This is a genomic window from Amycolatopsis deserti, from assembly GCF_014653945.1.
Classification (GTDB): Bacteria; Actinomycetota; Actinomycetes; order Mycobacteriales; family Pseudonocardiaceae; genus Amycolatopsis_E; species Amycolatopsis_E deserti.
This window is the reverse complement of record NZ_BNAU01000001.1, coordinates 342,800-359,588: the sequence shown is the minus strand read 5'-3', so window position 1 is coordinate 359,588 and position 16,789 is coordinate 342,800. Positions and strand designations below refer to the sequence as shown.

The 16,789-nt window shown below is 74.7% G+C and carries 18 protein-coding genes; 12 read left to right on the top strand and 6 right to left on the bottom strand.

Annotation, left to right across the window (positions count from 1 at the left end):
- Positions 1–11: 11 nt before the first annotated feature.
- From IE290_RS01750 to IE290_RS37595, 4 genes are read left to right on the top strand one after another with little or no spacing between them, the layout of a single operon-like run.
- Positions 12–986, top strand: a complete 975-nt coding sequence (locus tag IE290_RS01750) for a zinc-dependent alcohol dehydrogenase (RefSeq protein ID WP_191242715.1) — start codon at positions 12–14, stop codon at positions 984–986.
- A gap of 8 nt (positions 987–994) precedes the next feature.
- On the top strand, positions 995–1,405 hold the full coding sequence (locus tag IE290_RS01745) for a 6-pyruvoyl trahydropterin synthase family protein (RefSeq protein ID WP_191242714.1): 411 nt from the start codon (positions 995–997) through the stop codon (positions 1,403–1,405).
- Positions 1,383–2,426, top strand: a complete 1,044-nt coding sequence (locus tag IE290_RS01740) for a glycosyltransferase family 4 protein (RefSeq protein ID WP_191242713.1) — start codon at positions 1,383–1,385, stop codon at positions 2,424–2,426. The genes IE290_RS01745 and IE290_RS01740 overlap by 23 nt, the downstream gene beginning before the upstream one ends.
- Entirely contained in the window at positions 2,398–3,573 is a 1,176-nt protein-coding gene (locus IE290_RS37595; protein WP_229874030.1) for a hypothetical protein, read from the top strand. Before IE290_RS01740 ends, IE290_RS37595 begins: the two co-directional genes overlap by 29 nt.
- Positions 3,574–3,585: 12 nt before the next feature.
- Here the strand turns inward: IE290_RS37595 and IE290_RS01725 are convergent, their stop codons facing one another.
- Positions 3,586–4,284, bottom strand: coding sequence for a creatininase family protein (locus IE290_RS01725; RefSeq protein ID WP_191242712.1), 699 nt, complete (start codon positions 4,282–4,284; stop codon positions 3,586–3,588).
- Positions 4,285–4,337: 53 nt separating this feature from the next.
- Here IE290_RS01725 and IE290_RS01720 point away from each other — a divergent pair, with 53 nt between their 5' ends.
- The 5 genes from IE290_RS01720 to IE290_RS01700 all read left to right on the top strand — a co-directional run bounded on the left by IE290_RS01720 (position 4,338) and on the right by IE290_RS01700 (position 8,647).
- A complete protein-coding gene (locus IE290_RS01720; protein WP_191242711.1) occupies positions 4,338–4,946 on the top strand; it encodes a GTP cyclohydrolase II in 609 nt (202 codons plus the stop codon).
- 1 nt (position 4,947) lies between these two features.
- The gene (locus tag IE290_RS01715; RefSeq protein WP_191242710.1) at positions 4,948–5,724 is read left to right on the top strand and encodes an inositol monophosphatase family protein; all 777 of its coding nucleotides are present in this window, start codon (positions 4,948–4,950) and stop codon (positions 5,722–5,724) included.
- Positions 5,718–6,668: a threonine ammonia-lyase gene (locus IE290_RS01710; protein ID WP_191242709.1), complete on the top strand. Its 951-nt coding sequence runs from the start codon at positions 5,718–5,720 to the stop codon at positions 6,666–6,668. Before IE290_RS01715 ends, IE290_RS01710 begins: the two co-directional genes overlap by 7 nt.
- A gap of 68 nt (positions 6,669–6,736) precedes the next feature.
- Positions 6,737–7,837 (top strand): LLM class flavin-dependent oxidoreductase, encoded by a 1,101-nt coding sequence (locus IE290_RS01705; protein WP_191242708.1) that lies wholly within the window; start codon positions 6,737–6,739, stop codon positions 7,835–7,837.
- 108 nt (positions 7,838–7,945) lie between these two features.
- Positions 7,946–8,647, top strand: coding sequence for a lysophospholipid acyltransferase family protein (locus IE290_RS01700; RefSeq protein WP_191242707.1), 702 nt, complete (start codon positions 7,946–7,948; stop codon positions 8,645–8,647).
- 300 nt (positions 8,648–8,947) lie between these two features.
- Here IE290_RS01700 and IE290_RS01695 read toward each other — a convergent pair whose 3' ends face one another.
- Positions 8,948–9,424, bottom strand: coding sequence for a YceI family protein (locus IE290_RS01695; RefSeq protein ID WP_191242706.1), 477 nt, complete (start codon positions 9,422–9,424; stop codon positions 8,948–8,950).
- Positions 9,421–9,990: a hypothetical protein gene (locus IE290_RS01690; RefSeq protein ID WP_191242705.1), complete on the bottom strand. Its 570-nt coding sequence runs from the start codon at positions 9,988–9,990 to the stop codon at positions 9,421–9,423. The genes IE290_RS01695 and IE290_RS01690 overlap by 4 nt, the downstream gene beginning before the upstream one ends.
- Positions 9,991–10,122: 132 nt before the next feature.
- Here IE290_RS01690 and IE290_RS01685 point away from each other — a divergent pair, with 132 nt between their 5' ends.
- A complete protein-coding gene (locus IE290_RS01685; protein ID WP_191242704.1) occupies positions 10,123–12,807 on the top strand; it encodes an ATP-binding protein in 2,685 nt (894 codons plus the stop codon).
- On the opposite strand, the gene IE290_RS01680 is transcribed toward IE290_RS01685, so the two are convergent.
- The gene (locus IE290_RS01680; RefSeq protein WP_191242703.1) at positions 12,800–13,519 is read right to left on the bottom strand and encodes an aspartate/glutamate racemase family protein; all 720 of its coding nucleotides are present in this window, start codon (positions 13,517–13,519) and stop codon (positions 12,800–12,802) included. The genes IE290_RS01685 and IE290_RS01680 overlap by 8 nt on opposite strands.
- 25 nt (positions 13,520–13,544) lie before the next feature.
- Positions 13,545–14,033, bottom strand: coding sequence for an LPXTG cell wall anchor domain-containing protein (locus IE290_RS01675; RefSeq protein WP_191242702.1), 489 nt, complete (start codon positions 14,031–14,033; stop codon positions 13,545–13,547).
- 407 nt (positions 14,034–14,440) lie between these two features.
- Between IE290_RS01675 and IE290_RS01670 the strand changes: the two genes are divergently transcribed.
- Positions 14,441–15,088, top strand: coding sequence for a ComEA family DNA-binding protein (locus tag IE290_RS01670; protein ID WP_191242701.1), 648 nt, complete (start codon positions 14,441–14,443; stop codon positions 15,086–15,088).
- 1 nt (position 15,089) lies between these two features.
- On the opposite strand, the gene IE290_RS01665 is transcribed toward IE290_RS01670, so the two are convergent.
- The gene (locus IE290_RS01665) at positions 15,090–15,968 is read right to left on the bottom strand and encodes a LysR family transcriptional regulator (RefSeq protein ID WP_191242700.1); all 879 of its coding nucleotides are present in this window, start codon (positions 15,966–15,968) and stop codon (positions 15,090–15,092) included.
- Positions 15,969–16,051: 83 nt separating this feature from the next.
- Here IE290_RS01665 and IE290_RS01660 point away from each other — a divergent pair, with 83 nt between their 5' ends.
- A complete protein-coding gene (locus tag IE290_RS01660; protein WP_191242699.1) occupies positions 16,052–16,738 on the top strand; it encodes a type 1 glutamine amidotransferase domain-containing protein in 687 nt (228 codons plus the stop codon).
- The last annotated feature ends 51 nt before the right edge of the window (positions 16,739–16,789 follow it).

Sequence of the window (16,789 nt, the reverse complement as noted above, 5' to 3'; positions counted from 1 at the left end):
GAGGTATGCCCATGACACGTGCCGCACGGGCGTTCTGGTTCAACCCGCCCGGGCCGGGTGAGGTCCGGCCGGTCCCGCTGCCCGCCCGCGGGCCGGACGAGGTCGAGGTCCGGACGCTGTTCTCGGGCGTCAGCCGGGGCACCGAGACGCTCGTCTTCCGCGGCGGCGTGCCGGCGAGTCAGCACGACCTGATGCGCGCGCCGTTCCAGGACGGCGCCTTCCCGGGCCCGGTGAAGTACGGCTACCTCAACGTCGGCGTCGTCGAGGACGGGCCGCCGGAGCTGGCCGGCCGCACGGTGTTCACGCTCTACCCGCACCAGACGCGGTTCGTCGTCCCGGCGAGCGCGGTGACGCCCGTGCCGGACGCGGTGCCCGCCGGGCGGGCGATCCTGGCCGGCACCGTGGAGACGGCGGTGAACGCGCTGTGGGACGCCGCGCCGCTGCTCGGCGACCGGGTCGCGGTGGTGGGCGGCGGCATGGTCGGGTGCGCGGTCGCCGCGCTGCTCGCGCGGTTCCCGGCGGCGCGGGTGCAGCTGGTCGACGTGGACCCGGCGCGGGCAGAAGTGGCCTCGGCGCTGGGCGTGGAGTTCGCGCTGCCGGAGGACGCCTCGGACGGCTGCGACCTGGTGGTGCACACCTCCGCGACCGAAGCGGGCCTGGCCCGGGCGCTGGAGCTGCTCGCACCGGAGGGTGAGGTGGTCGAACTGAGCTGGTACGGCGACCGGCGCGTCGCCGTGCCGCTCGGGGAGTTCTTCCACTCGCGGCGGCTGGCGATCCGGAGCAGCCAGGTCGGGATGGTCGCCCCGGCGCGGCGGTCGCGGCGGGCGTTGCGCGACCGGCTCGCGCTCGCGCTGGAGCTGCTCGCCGACCCGGCGTTCGACATCCTGATCACCGGCGAGTGCGCGTTCGAGGACCTGCCGTCGGTGATGGGCGGGCTGGCCTCGGGCGAGATCCCCGCGCTGTGCCACCGCGTCGTCTACCGCTAGGAGGGGCCTTGTTCAGCGTCACCGTCCGCGACCACCTGATGGTCGCCCACAGCTTCCGCGGCGAGGTGTTCGGGCCGGCGCAGCGCCTGCACGGCGCGACGTTCGTGGTGGACGCGACGTTCCGCCGCGCCGAGCTGGACGCCGACAACATCGTGGTCGACATCGGTCTGGCGACCCAGCAGCTGGGCGCGGTGCTGGCCGATCTCAACTACCGCAACCTCGACGACGTGCCCGAGTTCGCCGGGATCAACACCTCGACGGAGTTCCTGGCGAAGGTGATCGCCGACCGGCTGGCCGGCCGCGTGCACGACGGCGCGCTCGGCGAGGGCGCGCGCGGGCTGGCCGGGATCACCGTGACGCTGCACGAATCGCACGTCGCCTGGGCGAGCTACGACCGTGATCTTCATCCTGCCAGGTGACGTCGACGATCCGGAGCTGCCCAGCGGCGGCAACGTCTACGACCGGCGGTTGAGCCGGGAGCTGGCCGCGCTGGGCCGGCCGGTGCGGGAGGTCGCGGTCGCCGGGTCGTGGCCGCACCCGTCGGCGTCCGCGCGAGCCGCGCTGGACCGGGCGCTGGGATCGGCCGCGCCGGGCTCGCTGGTGGTGATCGACGGGCTCGTGGCGTGCGGGGTGCCGGAGATCGTGGTGCCGCACGCCGCGCGGCTGCGGCTGGTGGTGCTGGTGCACATGCCGCTGGCCGACGAGACCGGCGCGTCTGTCGCGCTGGACGCGCTGGAGCGGGCGACGCTGCGCGCGGCGTCGGCGGTGGTGACCCCGGGCGCGCGGACGGCGTCGCGGCTGGTGCGGCACCACGGGTTGCCGCCGGAGCGGGTGCACGTGGTCACGCCGGGCACGGATCCGGCGCCGCTGTCGTCGGGTGAGGAGCTGCTGTGCGTGGCGTCGCTGACCCCGCACAAGGGGCAGGACGTGCTGGTCGAGGCGCTGGCCGCGGTGGCGGACCTGGAGTGGACGTGCCGGCTGGTGGGGCCGGTCCGCCGCTCCCCCGCGTTCGCCGCGCGGGTGCGGGAGCTGGTCGCGCGGCGCGGGCTGGCCGGTCGCGTGACGATCACCGGGCCGCTGGTGGGGGCGCCGCTGGCGCAGGCTTATGAGCGGGCCGGGTTGCTGGTGCTGCCGTCGCGGTCGGAGACCTACGGGATGGTGGTGACGGAGGCGCTGGCGCGTGGGATCCCGGTGCTGACGTCGGTGGAGACCGAGGCGCTGGGCCGGGCGGCCGATGGTTCCGTGCCCGGGATCGTCGTGCCGCCGGGCGAGGTCGATGCGCTGGCCCGGGCGTTGCGGAGGTGGCTGACGTCGCCGGAGTGGCGGTCGGTGCTGCGCCGGGCGGCCCGCTCGCGGCGGGGTGAGCTGGTGACGTGGCGGACCGCCGCGCGGGTGATGGAGCGGATCCTGGATGAACCGGAACGGGGTGGCGTTTCGTGAGATGAATGTGGACCCCTGGGACGGCGCCGGCCCCGGCGAGCCCGGCCGCCTGGAGACGACCCGCTGCGCCCCGGAGTGGCTGGCGCTGCGCGAGCCCGCCGACGCGGCCGCCCGGGCCACGGAGCTGCTCGGCCCGCTGCGGGAGCACTTGCGCGGCCGCGGCGCGGCCCGGAGGCCCGACGGCGCCCCGCTCAGCGCACCCACCCAGGCCACGGAGCCACCCGCCGCGCCGCAGGAGCACCCGAGCGGCCATGGCCCGACCCAGAGCCCCGACAGCGCGCCCAGCGCACCTAGCCAGGCCACGGAGCCACTCGCCGCGCCGCGGGAGCACTCGAGCGGCCGCGGCGCGGCCGGGCACCACCGCAGCGCCCAGCTCGGCGGCCCCAACCCGGGCACCGAGCCGCCCGCCCAGCCGCGCGAGCACCTGAACAGCCGCCTCGCCGGCGGTGCCCCGGATCGCCCGGCCGCCGGGTCCCCGCCCGGCGACACGGCTCCCCTCGTCATCCGGGACCTGGGCTCCGGCACCGGGTCGATGGCCCGCTGGCTCGCGCCCCGCCTGGGCCTTCCGCAGCACTGGGTCCTGCACGACCGCGATCCCGGGCTGCTCGCCCGCGCCGCGGTCCCCGGCGCGAGCTTCGAGACCCACATCGGCGACCTGACCGGGCTCGACCTCACCGGCACCGCGCTGCTGACCGCCTCCGCGCTGCTCGACCTGCTCACCGCGTCCGAAGTGGACACGATCGCCGAGGCCTGCGCAGCCGCCGGGTGTGCGGCGCTGCTGACGCTCTCGGTCGCCGGGCGGGTCGAGCTGACGCCCGCGGACCCGCTCGACGCGCACATCACCGCCGCCTTCAACGCCCACCAGCGGCGCGGGAACCTGCTCGGCCCGGACGCGATCGCCGTCGCCACCCGGGCGTTCGAACGGCGCGGCGCGGTGGTCCACCACGCGCCCAGCCCGTGGCGGCTCGGCCCCGGCCAGCGTGAGCTGACCGGGCAGTGGCTCCGCGGCTGGGTCGCCGCCGCACGCAGGCAGGAGCCGCGGCTGGACACCGCGGCCTACCTCCGGCGCCGGCTCGACGCCTGCGCCGCGGGTGACCTGCGCGTGGTGGTGCACCACACCGACCTGCTCGCGATCGGAGCGGCGTGACGACCCGGGCGCTCAGCGCTCGAGAACCGGCAGGTGCGCCCGGAACGCGTCAGCCAGCGCGTCCAGCACCGCCCGGCCCTTGTCCGGCGAAGCCAGTGACGGATGACCGGCCACGCCCGACTTCGTGTACGGGGCCAGTCCGAGTGAGAGGAGGTGGCGCAGATCGCCGGGTGCCGAGTCCGCCGTCTCGTACCCGGGCCTGACCAGCTCCGGGGCGGTGCAGAGCAGGATCGAGGTCTCCAGCTCGCCGGCGTGCATGTCCTCGTCGTTCGAGGTCCGCACCCCCGCCGCCGCGCGCGCCGCCTGCCACTCGCCGTACGTCGGGAACAGGACCATCGCGCCGCCGGCCTGCTGCACGACGTTGGCCAGGACGTGGTTGCCGCCGTGCCCGTTGACCAGCACCAGCTTCCCGACGCCGCCGGCACGCAGCGACGACGCGATGTCCTCGACCACCGCGATCAGCGTGGCGGCCGAGATGCTCACCGTGCCCGGCCACGCGGCGTGCTCGTGCGAGCAGGACACCGTGACCGGAGGCAGCAGCCGGAACCCGTGCTCCCCGGCGATGCGGGACGCGACCGCGCACGCGATCACGGTGTCGGTGGTCAGGGGCAGGTGCGGGCCGTGCTGTTCGAGGCTTCCGACGGGCAGCACCGCCACCGCGGCCCCGCGGTCGCGCACGTCGTCGGTCGTGTCGGGCGGCAGCGAACTCATCGGTTCAGGTATACCGGGGAGGGCAAGTTCCCGATCGACGACGAGGGGAACCCATGGACATCGCCGACATCGCCGAATCGACACTGGTCACCCGCCGCGGCACGTTCCGCAGCGTGGCCTTCCGCGACGGCGCCGAGCACCTGGCGCTCGCCCACGGCCGGCTGCGGCGCGACGACGTGCTGGTGCGCGTGCATTCGGAGTGCCTCACCGGCGACGTGTTCGGCGCGGTGCGCTGCGAATGCGGGGAACAGCTGGACGCGGCACTGGACGCGATCGTGGGCGAGGGCAGCGGCGTGCTGGTGTACCTGCGCGGGCACGAGGGGCGCGGGATCGGCCTGGTCGCGAAGGTGCGCACACACGTCCTGCAGGACGAGGGGCTGGACACGGTCGACTCGGCCACGAGCCTCGGGCTGCCGGTGGACGTGCGCGACTACGGCCCCGCCGCGCGCGTGCTGCACCACCTCGGCGTCCGGTCGGTGCGGCTGATGTCCAACAACCCGGACAAGATCGCCGCGCTGGAGTCGCACGGGATCCGCGTGTCGGCGCGGGTGCCGCTGCTGGCGCCGGCGAGCCCGGACAACATCCGGTACCTGACCGCCAAGCGCGACCGCCTCGGGCACGTCCTGCCGCAGGTGGACAACTTCGACGCGGCGGAGTCCTGACGTGGACCACCTGAGCCTGCTGCCGGTGGCGCGCGAGGCGGTGGCGATCGGGCGGCGGATCATCACCTCACGCGCCCCGCGATCGGTCACCCAGAAGAGCGAACGCGACCTGGTGACCGACATCGACCTGGCGGTCGAGGAGGCGGTGCGGGAGTTCCTCGGGCGCGAGACGCCGGAGATCGGCGTCGTCGGCGAGGAGCGCGGCGGCGAGCGGGGCGCGCTGTGGTGGGTGCTCGACCCGGTCGACGGCACCGCGAACTTCGCCCGCGGCATCCCGCTCACCGGGATCTCGCTGGCCCTGGTGTCCGGCGAGCGCAGCGTGGTGGGGGCGATAGATCTGCCGTTCCTGGACACCGTCTACACCGCGGCCGAGGGCCACGGCGCTCACGCCGGGGACACGCGGATCGGGGTGTCCGGGGCGTCGGCGCTGGCCGAGGCGATGGTCTCCCTGGGCGACTTCGCGGTGGGCGAGGACGCCGGGCCGAAGAACCGGCTGCGCCTGTCGCTGCTGGAACATCTGGGCGCGCGGGCGGAGCGGGTGCGGATGATCGGCACCGCCGCGGCCGACCTGGCGTGGGTCGCGCACGGCCGCCTCGACGCGACGATCATCCTGTCGAACCTGCCGTGGGACACCATGGCGGGCGTGCTGCTGGTGCGGGAGGCCGGCGGGCTGGTCCTGGACGCCGACGGCAGCGACCACACCGTGTCCTCGGCGTCGACGATCGCGCTGGCCCCCGGGTTGCGGGACGTGGTGCTCGACCTGGTGCGCGCGTGCTGACCACGCGCCTGGACACGGCCCGGATCCGAGCCGCCCGCGACGTCATCGACCCGGTGTTCCTGGACTCCCCGCTCTATCGCTGCGCGGCGCTGGAGGCCGCCCTCGGCTGCGCGGTGAGCGTCAAGCTGGAGACGGCGAACCCGGTGCGCAGCTTCAAGGGCCGCGGCACCGAGGTGATCGCGAGCGCACTCGGCTCGGGCGCGGTGGTGTGCGCCAGCGCGGGCAACCTCGGCCACGCGCTGGCCTGGTCCGGCCGCAACCGGGGGCTCGACGTGACCGTCGTGGCGTCCCGGTTCGCGCCTGCGACCAAGCTCGACCGCATCCGCGCCCTGGGTGCGCGGCTGGAGCTGGTGGACGGCGACTTCGAGCTGGCCCGCGAGCGGGCGGTGGACATCGCGCGGCACGACGGGATCCGGCTGGTCGAGGACAGCCTGGACATCGAGACGTGCGAGGGCGCGGCGACCATCGGCCTGGAACTGGTGGCGGCCGAGCCGTTCGACGCCGTGCTGATCGCCCTCGGCGGCGGGGCGATGGCGACCGGGGTGGGGCACGTGGTGAAGGACTGTGTGCCCGGGGCCGAGGTGATCTGCGTCCAGCCGCTGGGAGCACCGGCCATGACGCTGTCGTGGCGCCGGGGGCAGGTCGTCACCACCGAGTCGACCAACACGATCGCCGACGGCGTCGCCGCGCGGCGCCCCATCCCGGCCGTGCTGGACGACCTCCGCCAGGTCGCCGACGACGCCGTCCTGGTCCAGGAGGCGTCGATCATCGCCGGGATGCGGATGCTGTTCGACCACGCCGGGCTGGTCGTCGAGCCGTCGGCCGCGCTCGGTGTGGCGGCCATCCTGGAGGACCGCGAGCGCTTCGCCGGGCGGCACGTGGTCACGATCGTGTGCGGGGGCAACGTGGACCCGGAGGCCCACCGCCGCTGGACCGGCCGATAATCTTGCCTGGAATATTCTTCCGCGCGAGACGTTTTACCGGCCGAACACCAGATCAGCAGGAGGCTGTCATGCAGTTCGGGATCTTCTCCGTCGGCGACGTGACCACGGATCCGACGACCGGCGAAACTCCGGACGACACCCAGCGCGTCCGGTCGATGCTGACCATCGCCCAGCACGCCGACCAGGCCGGGCTCGACGTCTTCGCCACCGGCGAGCACCACAACCCGCCGTTCGTCCCGTCCTCCCCCACGACCCTGCTCGGCTACCTGGCCGGCGTGACCGAGAACATCATCCTGTCCACCTCGACCACCCTGATCACCACCAACGACCCGGTGAAGATCGCCGAGGACTACGCGATGCTGCAGGTCATCTCGGGCGGCCGGATGGACCTGATGATGGGCCGCGGCAACACGGGCCCGGTTTACCCGTGGTTCGGCCAGGACATCCGCCAGGGCATCCCGCTGGCGATCGAGAACTACGCCCTGCTGCGCCGCCTGTGGGAGGAGGACGTCGTCGACTGGGAGGGCAACTTCCGCACCCCCCTGCGCGGCTTCACCGCCACCCCGCGCCCGCTCGACGGGGTTCCGCCGTTCGTCTGGCACGGTTCGATCCGCAGCCCGGAGATCGCCGAGCAGGCCGCCTACTACGGCGACGGCTTCTTCCACAACAACATCTTCTGGCCCATGTCGCACACCAAGAAGATGGTCCACTTCTACCGGCAGCGCTTCGAGCACTACGGCCACGGCCCGGCCGACACCGCGATCGTCGGGCTCGGCGGGCAGGTCTTCATGCGCAAGAACTCCCAGGACGCGTGGAACGAGTTCCGCCCGTACTTCGACAACGCCCCGGTCTACGGCCACGGCCCGTCGATGGAGGACTTCACCGCGACGACCCCGCTGACCGTCGGCAGCCCGCAGCAGGTGATCGACCGGTACGCGGCGATGCGCGAGGACGTCGGCGACTACCAGCGCCAGCTGTTCCTCCTCGACCACGCGGGCCTGCCGCTGAAGACGGTGCTGGAGCAGATCGACCTGCTCGCCGAGGAGGTCGTCCCGGTGCTGCGCAAGGAGATGGAGGCCAAGCGGCCCGCGCACGTGCCGGCCAACCCGCCGAGCCACGCCGAGCGCGTCGAGGCGGCGCGGGCCAAGAAGGCCGCGGCCGTTTCCTGAGCTTCCGCGGTGGCCCCGGTGGCACGGCCGGGGCCACCGCCGGGGACCGGACGAACGTCACATCGCGACCCTACGGGGAAGTAACCTACGGTCCCGTAACCTGACGGGATGGCAGAGCTCGTGTACCCACCCGTCGTCCTGTTCGCGAAGACCATGTTCCGGGTTCTCGACCTGGAACTGCGCGTCGAGGGCAGCGAGCACATCCCCGCCCGGGGTGGCGCGGTCATCGCCTGCAACCACGTGTCCTACCTGGACTTCATCTTCTGCGGCCTGGGCGCCCAGCCGGCGAAGCGGCTGGTGCGGTTCATGGCCAAGAAGGAGGTCTTCGACCACCGGATCTCCGGCCCGCTGATGCGCGGCATGGGGCACATCCCGGTCGACCGCGCCGCCGGGCGCGGCGCCTACGACGAGGCGGTCGCCCGGCTGCGCGCCGGTGAGGTCGTGGGCGTCTTCCCGGAGGCCACGATCAGCCCGTCGTTCACCGTCGAGGAGGTCAAGTCCGGCGCGGCGCGCATGGCGGCCCAGGCCGGGGTGCCGCTGATCCCGATGGCCGTGTGGGGCTCGCAGCGGCTGTGGACGAAGGGCCGGCCGCGCCGGCTCACCCAGCGCCACGTGCCAATCTCGATCCTGATGGGCGAGCCGCTGCGCCCCGGCCCGGACGCCGACGCCGACGCCGTCACCCGCGAGCTGCGCGACCGGATGAGCGTGCTGCTCGACCGGGCCCAGGCGGAGTACCCGGAGAAGCCCGCCGGCCCGGACGACCTCTGGTGGCTGCCCGCCCACCTGGGCGGCACCGCGCCGAAGCCCTGACCTCGGCGCCGCCCGCCCGCTGGTCACCCCGGCGGTGAGGAACGGCCCGCCGCCACAGGGAGGCCTGCAACGGAAGGCGCCGCGATGACCGCCGAGGCGGCCGCAGGCGGTGAGCTCGGCATCCGCCGCCACGCCCGCCTCACGCAACACCGCCACCGCAGGCCACTCCACGCGACGATCCGCGTCGAGGAACATATCCGCGGCACGCCGCACCCGCAGGACCCTCATGCCGGGCACTACGAGCGTGTCACGGGGGGTGCGCCCGCATCCGGGCGCACCACCCGTGCCGGATGAACTGGTTCAGGGAGCCGGCGCGAGCCGGGCGTCCACGGTGACTTCGATGTGCCTGCCGATCACGAACCGCGGCACGCGCATTCCCAGCGCCGTCCGGTCGAGGACCCCGGTCGCCACCAGGTGTGGCGCGTCGGGGCGGTCGTCGGGGGCCGGGCGGACCGTCAGGGTGATCGGGCACGTCGTGCCCCGCAGTGCGAGCGTGCCTTCGACGAGCCCGCCGTCGACCGCGGTTCCGGTGAAGCGGAGCGTGGCACGGGCCGCGCTGTCGAGGAGGTTCGGTTTCCGCAGGTCGGCGTCGCGCTTCGGGTTGCCGGTGTCCAGCGCCACCAGGTCGAGCTCGGCCCGCACGGCCGTGCCCTGGACCGCGCCGCCGCGGACCGGGATCGTGCCGGTCACCCGGTTCAGCCCGAAGTTGCGCACCCGGAAGCGCGCGGTGGTGCCCTCGGCCACGACGGTCCAGTTGGCGCTGCGCACGGCGGTCATCGGGGATCACCCACCGGCGCGGGCAGGTCCGCGTACAGCACGCGGTGCAGGTCGACGCGGTCCGGGCCGGGCAGCAGCGCCTCGTCCTCGCCGGGCAGCAGCTCGGTGGTCATCACGGCCCGCTGCACGGCCTCGATCGTCTCGACGCTGTCGGCGAAACCCAGCACCACGCTCGCCCGGTCCTCCCCCGCCAGCACGTAGCAGGTGCCGAGCCCGGGCAGGTCCCGGACGGCGGGCCAGATCCGGTCGCGCCCGGCGCGCCGCTCGGCGTCGGCGACCTCCTCCCGGCGCGGCCCGTCGAACCAGGTCGCCTGCGCGAACCGCGGCTCGCCCGGCGCGTGGAGGCTGAACTCGACCCGGTAGACGCGGGAGTCGAGCCAGGTCTGCTCGCACTCCGGACGGGCGGCGGCCGCGCTGTCCTGGTCCGGCCAGAAGGTGACCACGACCCCGGCCATGCCGGCGACCTGGACCAGGACGCATCCGCCGAGGCAGCCGGGGCCGGCGGTGCCCCACTTCTCGCGTTCCCCGCGCATCGCTCGCCGGAACTGGTGGACGGTGGCGTACATCGGGTTCTCCTTTCCCCACGGTGGTGACCGCACGACTGTCCGCCCGGCGGCGGCCCCGCCACATCAGTGCCGGCACCGATCCGCAGCACTGATTCGCGTCACGCAGACCTCCGCGCGGGCGATACTCCTGGGGTGGGGACCGAGCCGTTCGTCGGGCGCGCCGCGGCGCGTGGCGAGATCGCGCGCCTGCTCGGCGACGCCACCGCGGGCTCGGGTGGACTGCTGCTCGTCGCCGGCCCGGCCGGCATCGGCAAGACCCGGCTCTGCGAGGAAGCCACCGCGGACGTCCCGGCGCCGGTGCGCTGGGGCCGCTGCGTGGACGACCCGGGCGCGCCGCCGTTGTGGCCGTGGCGCCGCGTCCTGGACGGCCTGGGTGTGCCGGAACCGGACCACGCGGGCGACCTGCTCGCCGCGCGGTTCCGGTTCGTCGCGGCCGCCGCGGACGCGCTGATCGCCGCCGCCGAGCCGGACGGCCTGGTGCTCGTGCTGGAGGACCTGCACTGGGCGGACGAGACGTCGCTGCGGCTGCTGCGGCACCTGTCCGGCGAGCTGCGCCGGTCCCGGCTCGCCGTGCTGGCCACCTACCGGGACACCGAGCCCGGGCGCCTCGACGCGGTGCTGCCGGACCTCCTCGGCCGGCCGGGCGCGCACGGCATCACCCTGCCGCCGCTGTCCGAGGGCGAGGTGCGGGAGTTCCTGTCGCACCACGGGTGCCCGCTCGACGCCCGGCACGCGCTGCGGCGCTCCGGTGGCAATCCCCTGTACCTGCGGGCGATCGCGCGTTCCGGCGACGGTCTCCCGCTCGCACACCTCGTGCGCTCGACGGTCGCCGCGCTCCCCGCTCCGGTGCGGGAACTGCTGGAAATCGCCGCGGTGCTGGGCGAGGAGGTCGACAGCACCGTCCTCACGGGAGTGTCCGGAGTGGACGACGTGGCGCAGGCACTGGATCACGCGGTGCGGGCGGGCGTGCTGGTACCGGTGGGCGCCGGGCTGCGCCGGTTCGCGCACGCCGTGGTGCGTGACGGGATCTACGCGGGGCTGGATCCCAGCGTCCGCGAGTCGCTGCACGCCCGCGCCGCGCGGGCACTGGAGGAGCGGGCGCGGCGGGATCCGGCGCTGGCCGGGGTGGTCGCCGGGCACTGGTTGCGCGCCGCCGCCGACGGGCCCACGCTGTCCCGGGCCGCGGACTGGGCCCGGCGCGCGGCCGGGGAGGCCACGCGGTCGCTCGCTTTCGCCGAAGCGGCCCGGTTCCTGGGATTCGCGTGCGACGCGCTGCGCCGGGCGGGCGAGGTGTCCCGCGTGCCCGGGCTGCTGATCGACCTCGCCACCGCCGAATACCGGGCGGGCCGCTTCCGCCAGGCGTTCGAGCACGCCCGCGAGGCCGCGCGCGAGCGTCCGGACCTCGCCGCCGCGGCCGCCCTGGTCGTGCGGGACATCGCCGCGCCGGATCTGGTGCCCGGCCTTGCCGAGCTGGCCGCGACCGCGCTCGGCCGCCTCGGTGCGGACGCCGATCCCGCGCTGCGGTCCCGTCTTCTGGCGCAGTCGGCGTCCCTCGCGGCCGAGACCGGGAACAGGGCGGAGGCCACGAAACTCGCGTCCGAGGCGCTCGCGCTCGCCGAGGCCTGCGGGGACGCCGAAGCGCTCGTGGACGCGGTGCGGGCGCGGTTCAAGGTGTGGCCGATCGAGCTGCCGCTGCCGGAACGGCTCCGGCTCGCCACGCTCGCGATCGACCTCGCCGCCCGCACCGATCAGCCGCTGCTGGCGTTGTGGGCGCACAAGTGGCGCCTGGACGCGGCGTTCGAGGCCGGCACGATGACCGCGGTCGACGCCGAGCTGTCCGCCATCTCCGAACTCGCCCGCACCACCCGGCTGCCGCTGGTGCGCTGGCACGAACTGCGGCTGCGCGCGTCGGTGCTGGCCTACCGCGGGGCGTTCGCGCAGGCCCGGGAGCTGGACGAGCTCGCGACCGAGGTGGCGACGACCGAGCTGGCGGAGGACCGGACGGCCGTGGGGATGTCGTTCGCCTTCCGGCATCAGCTGGCCCAGGTGACCGGCGATCCCGGCGACATCCCGGACGGTGGGGACGACGTGCTCGACGAGGTGCCGTCGCTGGCGATCGCGGTGGCGTCCCGGCCGGTGGTCGAGCTGCTGCGCGGGCGGCGGGCGGAGGCGGCGGCCCGGTACGAAGCGGTCCGGCCCGTGGTGGACCGCGCTTTCCTGGCCCAGAACCCGGCGACCGCGTTCCAGCTGCTCCCGCTCGCGGCCGAGGTCGGCGACCGGGAGATGGCCGCGCTGGTGGCCGATCACCTCGCCACGCTGCCGCCGGTGGTCTCCGGCGGGGCGGGGGTGTTCTGCTCGGACGCGTTCGTGGCCTGGCGGGCGCGTGCCGCGGCGCTGCTGGGCCGGGACGCCGACGCCCGGCGCTGGTTCGACGAGGCCATCGCGATCGACACCCGCACCGGCGCCCGCCCCTACGTCGTGCTGAACCGGCTCGCGCTCGCCGCGCTGGTCGAGCCGGCACGCGCGGCGGTGCTGGCGCGCGAAGCCCTGGCGGAAGCGCGCCGCCTGGGGATGCCCGGGGCCGTCCGGCGCGCCTCGGAGCTGCTGGACCGCCTGCGCGCGGCCGATCCGCTGACCGCGCGGGAACGGGAGATCGCCGGGCTGCTGGCCGCGGCGCTGTCCAACCGGGCCATCGCCGAGCGGCTGGTGCTCTCCGAACGCACGGTGGAAAGCCACGTGCGCAGCATCCTGACCAAGCTGGGCCTGGCCAACCGGACGCAGATCGCCGAGTGGGCGCGGGCCGCGGGGGTCAGCTGACCGGCGCGGCGGGCAGCGGCCGGACGCCCATCGCGAAGTCGGCCGCGGCCTCGGCGTGCAGGCGGGTGGTGGGGAACGTCGGCACGGTGCTGTCGGCCGGGCCGACCAGCAGCTCGATCTCGGTGCAGCCGTAGACGACGCCGTCCGCGCCGGCCGCGACGAGCCGTTCGATCACGCCGCGGTAGGCCGCGCGGGACTCCTCCCGCACCACGCCGTGCACCAGCTCGTCGTAGATGATCCGGTGCACCAGGTCGCGGTCGGCCGGGCCGGGCACCAGCACGTCGAGCCCGTGCGCGGCGAGGCGGTCGCGGTAGAAGGGCTGTTCCATGGTGAAGCGCGTGCCGAGCAGGCCGGCGCGGGTGAGCCCGGCGGCGGTGATCGCGGCGGCGGTGGCGTCGGCCAGGTGCAGCAACGGGATCGCGACCGCGTCCGTGATCGCCCCGGCGACCTTGTGCATGGTGTTGGTGCACAACACGACGACGTCGGCGCCCGCCGCCTCCAGCGCCCGCGCCGCCCGGGCGAGTTCGGCGCCCGCCTCGTCCCAGCGCCCGGCGGCCTGCATCGCCTCGATGACGGCGAAGTCGACCGAGTACAGCACGGTGCGCGCCGAGTGGAAACCACCCAGTGCGGCCCGCACCCGCTCGTTGACCAGCCGGTAGTACTCCAGGGAGGACTCCCAGCTCATGCCGCCCAGCAGACCGATCACCTTCATGGCGACCAGTCTGCCGGGCGGGTGGTCAGGCCTTGCGGCGGGCGCGCACCAGGAACACCAGCGCCGCACCGCCGAGCACGAGGGCCGCGCCGAGACCGATCAGCCAGCCGCCGTCGAAGCCGGTGTGGGCCAGGTTGGCGGCGTTCTGCGAGACGGCCTTCGGGGTTTCGGGGGTGGTCGCGACGGCGCCGCCGGCGGCCGGGGAGCTGCTGCCGGCGCCGGCGCTGGACTCCGGCGCGGTCGTGCCCACCGAGGTCGGCGACGTGGTGGCCGTGGTCGTGGTGGCCGGGGTCCGCGACGTGGTGGTGACCGTCGTGCTGGTGGTGGTCGTCTTCTCGACGCCGCACACGAACCAGTGGCTCAGCTGCGGGATGTTGTCGTTCTGGCCGGTCACCGGGGCGCGCAGGTCCGTCCACGGCGGGGTGGTCGACAGGCCGAGCTTGCCGGGCTCGTAGACGTTGAAGGCGTGGCCACCCTTGACGACGATGCCGGTCACCGTGATGTCCGGCGACACGGAGACGATGTCGAGGTACTGGTCGTCGTCGAGCTTGCCGCGGGTGTGGGTGTAGTCGTCCGCGGTGAGGGTGGTGCCGGCGAGCTTGGCGTCGGCGCAGGTGCTGGCGTTGTCGTCGTCGTACCGCGTGGCGCGCGGGTCCTCGGCGGCCGCGTGGGCCGTCGCGCTGCCGAGGACGAAACCGGTGGCCAGCAGGGCCCCGGCACGCTGCCGCCGGAGCGCTGTGGGCGCGAGGGAGGCTCACCCACGGCCGCTACACCGTGACGACGCGGCGGATCATCGTCGAGAAGCCGGCGCCCGCGGCTAGCGAGCGGGATCCGGCTGCCGCATCCCCTCGACGTCACCCGGGGTGGCAACCGACCGCCGCGGGCGTGCGTCGAAGCTGCGATGACGGAAGGACGGCTGCCATGACCCAGCGCACGCAACGTCACTTCACCGGCTGGTGGTACCTGCCGCTGACCATCCTGTCGCTCGGCTTGCTCACGTGGGTGCCGTTCGTGCACGCCGCCGCGCGGCTGCGCCGGCCGCGGATCCACCTGTGGGCCGTCCTGTACTTCGCGCTGATGGTGTTCGTCCTGGTGACCCTGCCGCCCTACACCGAAACGCCCACCCCGGCCGAGAACACGCGGGCGAACATCGGCGTGGCGATGATCCTGGCGATCGTCGGTGCGGCGTCGGTGCAGCAGTTCTTCCTGCGGCGCACCCGCACCGCGCCCCGGCCCGAGGAGGACCCGGCCGTGGCGCGCGTCCGGGCGGCGCGGGAACGTCGGCGCCAAGCCCGCGAGCTGGCCGCGAACGACCCGGCGATGGCACGCGAGCTGGGCATCGGCCGCCCCGACCTGTCCCGCGACTACGACGACGGCGGCCTGGTCGACCTCAACGCCGCCCCGGCCTCGGCCATCGCCGAGACCTGCGGCATCGACCCGGCCGTCGCCCAGCGGATCGTCGACGCCCGCGCCGGGGCGCGGTTCGCCGCGGTCGACGACGTCTTCGCCCTCACCGAGCTGCCCTTGGAGACCTGGGACGTGGTCCGCGAACGCGGCATCGTCTACTGACCTACCAGGTGCGGGCCTCGCGCAGCAGCAGGTCCCGCACGCGCTCGACCGCGGGATTCGCCCCGGCGCCCGGCCGCTGCACCAGGAAGACCGTGTTGAACGGCGCCTCCTCCGGCTCGTGCAGCGGGACGAGCGCGCCGGAGGCCAGCTCGGCGGCGCACAGGTACCGCGGCAGCACGCTGTACCCGGCGCCGGCGGCCACCGCGGCCACCACCCCGCGCAGGTCGGGCATGGTCACCGCCGCCTCGGCGGTCAGCCGCTTGCCGAAGACGTCCCGCCAGTACCGGCGCGCGATCGGCAGGTCCTCGGCGTAGGTCACGAGCGGCAGGTCCGCCGTCGTGCCGCACACGTCCTCGCCGGCGCGCGCGGCCACCGGCGGCGCCGCGACGAGCACGTAGTCCTCGTCCATCAACGGGTAGGCCACCAGCGCGCGGCCACGGGGACGGCGGGTCGAGATCACCAGGTCGTGGTGGCCGGCCCGCAGCTGCTCGAGTAGCGGATCGGTCAGCCCGGTCGCGACCCGCAGCCGCACGCCCCCGGCGACCAGCGGCGCCAGCGCGGGCATCACACGCACGCACAGCAGCTCGGCCGGGCCGGCCAGGTACACCGGCTCCGGCGGTCCGGAGTGGACGGTGGCCGTCCCGGCGACCGCGGCCAGGGCGTCGACCGGCCCCGCGACGCGTCCCGCCAGCTCGTGCGCCAGGTGGGTCGGCTCGGCACCGCGCGGGAGGCGGGTGAACAACGCGCGGCCCAGCTGCTGTTCGAGCGCGCGCACCTGCGCGGTCACCGTCGGCTGGGACAGTCCCAGCAGCGGCGCGGCCGCGGTGAACGAGCCCGACCGGTAGACGGCGAGGAACGTGCGCAACAGGTTCAGGTCCACGTCCGCCAAGGTATCGGAAAACCGATGGAACCGATCGCCACTTCTATTCGATTTCCGATGGCTGCGCGCCTACCGTCGAAGACATGGCGAACATTCTCTTCGTGATGACCGGTGCCGACCGCTGGACGCTCGCGGACGGCACCCAGCACCCGACCGGATTCTGGGCCGAGGAGGCCGTGGTCCCCTTCGAGACGTTCACCGCGGCCGGGCACCGGGTCACCGTGGCCACGCCCGGCGGTGTGGTGCCGCCCGTCGACGAGGCCAGCCTCAGCCCCGAAGCCGCCGGGGGCGCCGAGACCGCCGCCCGGCTTCGCGAGGTCGCGTCCACCGCCTTCGCGCACCCGGTCGCGCTGGCCGACGTGCGGCCGGACGACTTCGACGCGGTCTACGTGCCCGGCGGCCACGGCCCGATGGAGGACCTCGCAGCCGACGCCGACTCAGGGCGGCTCCTGACCCGGGCGCTGCGGGACGGCAAACCGCTCGGCGTGGTCTGCCACGGCCCGGCCGCGCTGCTGGCCGCCACCGACGAGGGCGGCAACGCCTTCGCCGGGTACCGGATCACCGCGTTCAGCAACGCCGAGGAGGAGATGGCCGGCAACGCCGCCAAGGCGCGCTGGCTGCTGCAGGACCGCCTGACGGAGGCGGGCCTGAAAGTCGAGACGGGCGAGCCGTTCGCGCCACACGTGGTGGTGGACCGCACCGTGGTGACCGGACAGAACCCGGCCTCGTCGGCCCCGCTCGCCGCTGAGCTGCTCAAACTCCTCGGCTGAGGTCAGGAGCGAGCTGACCGGGGAGTCCACACCGGACCGTGGCAGCATGGG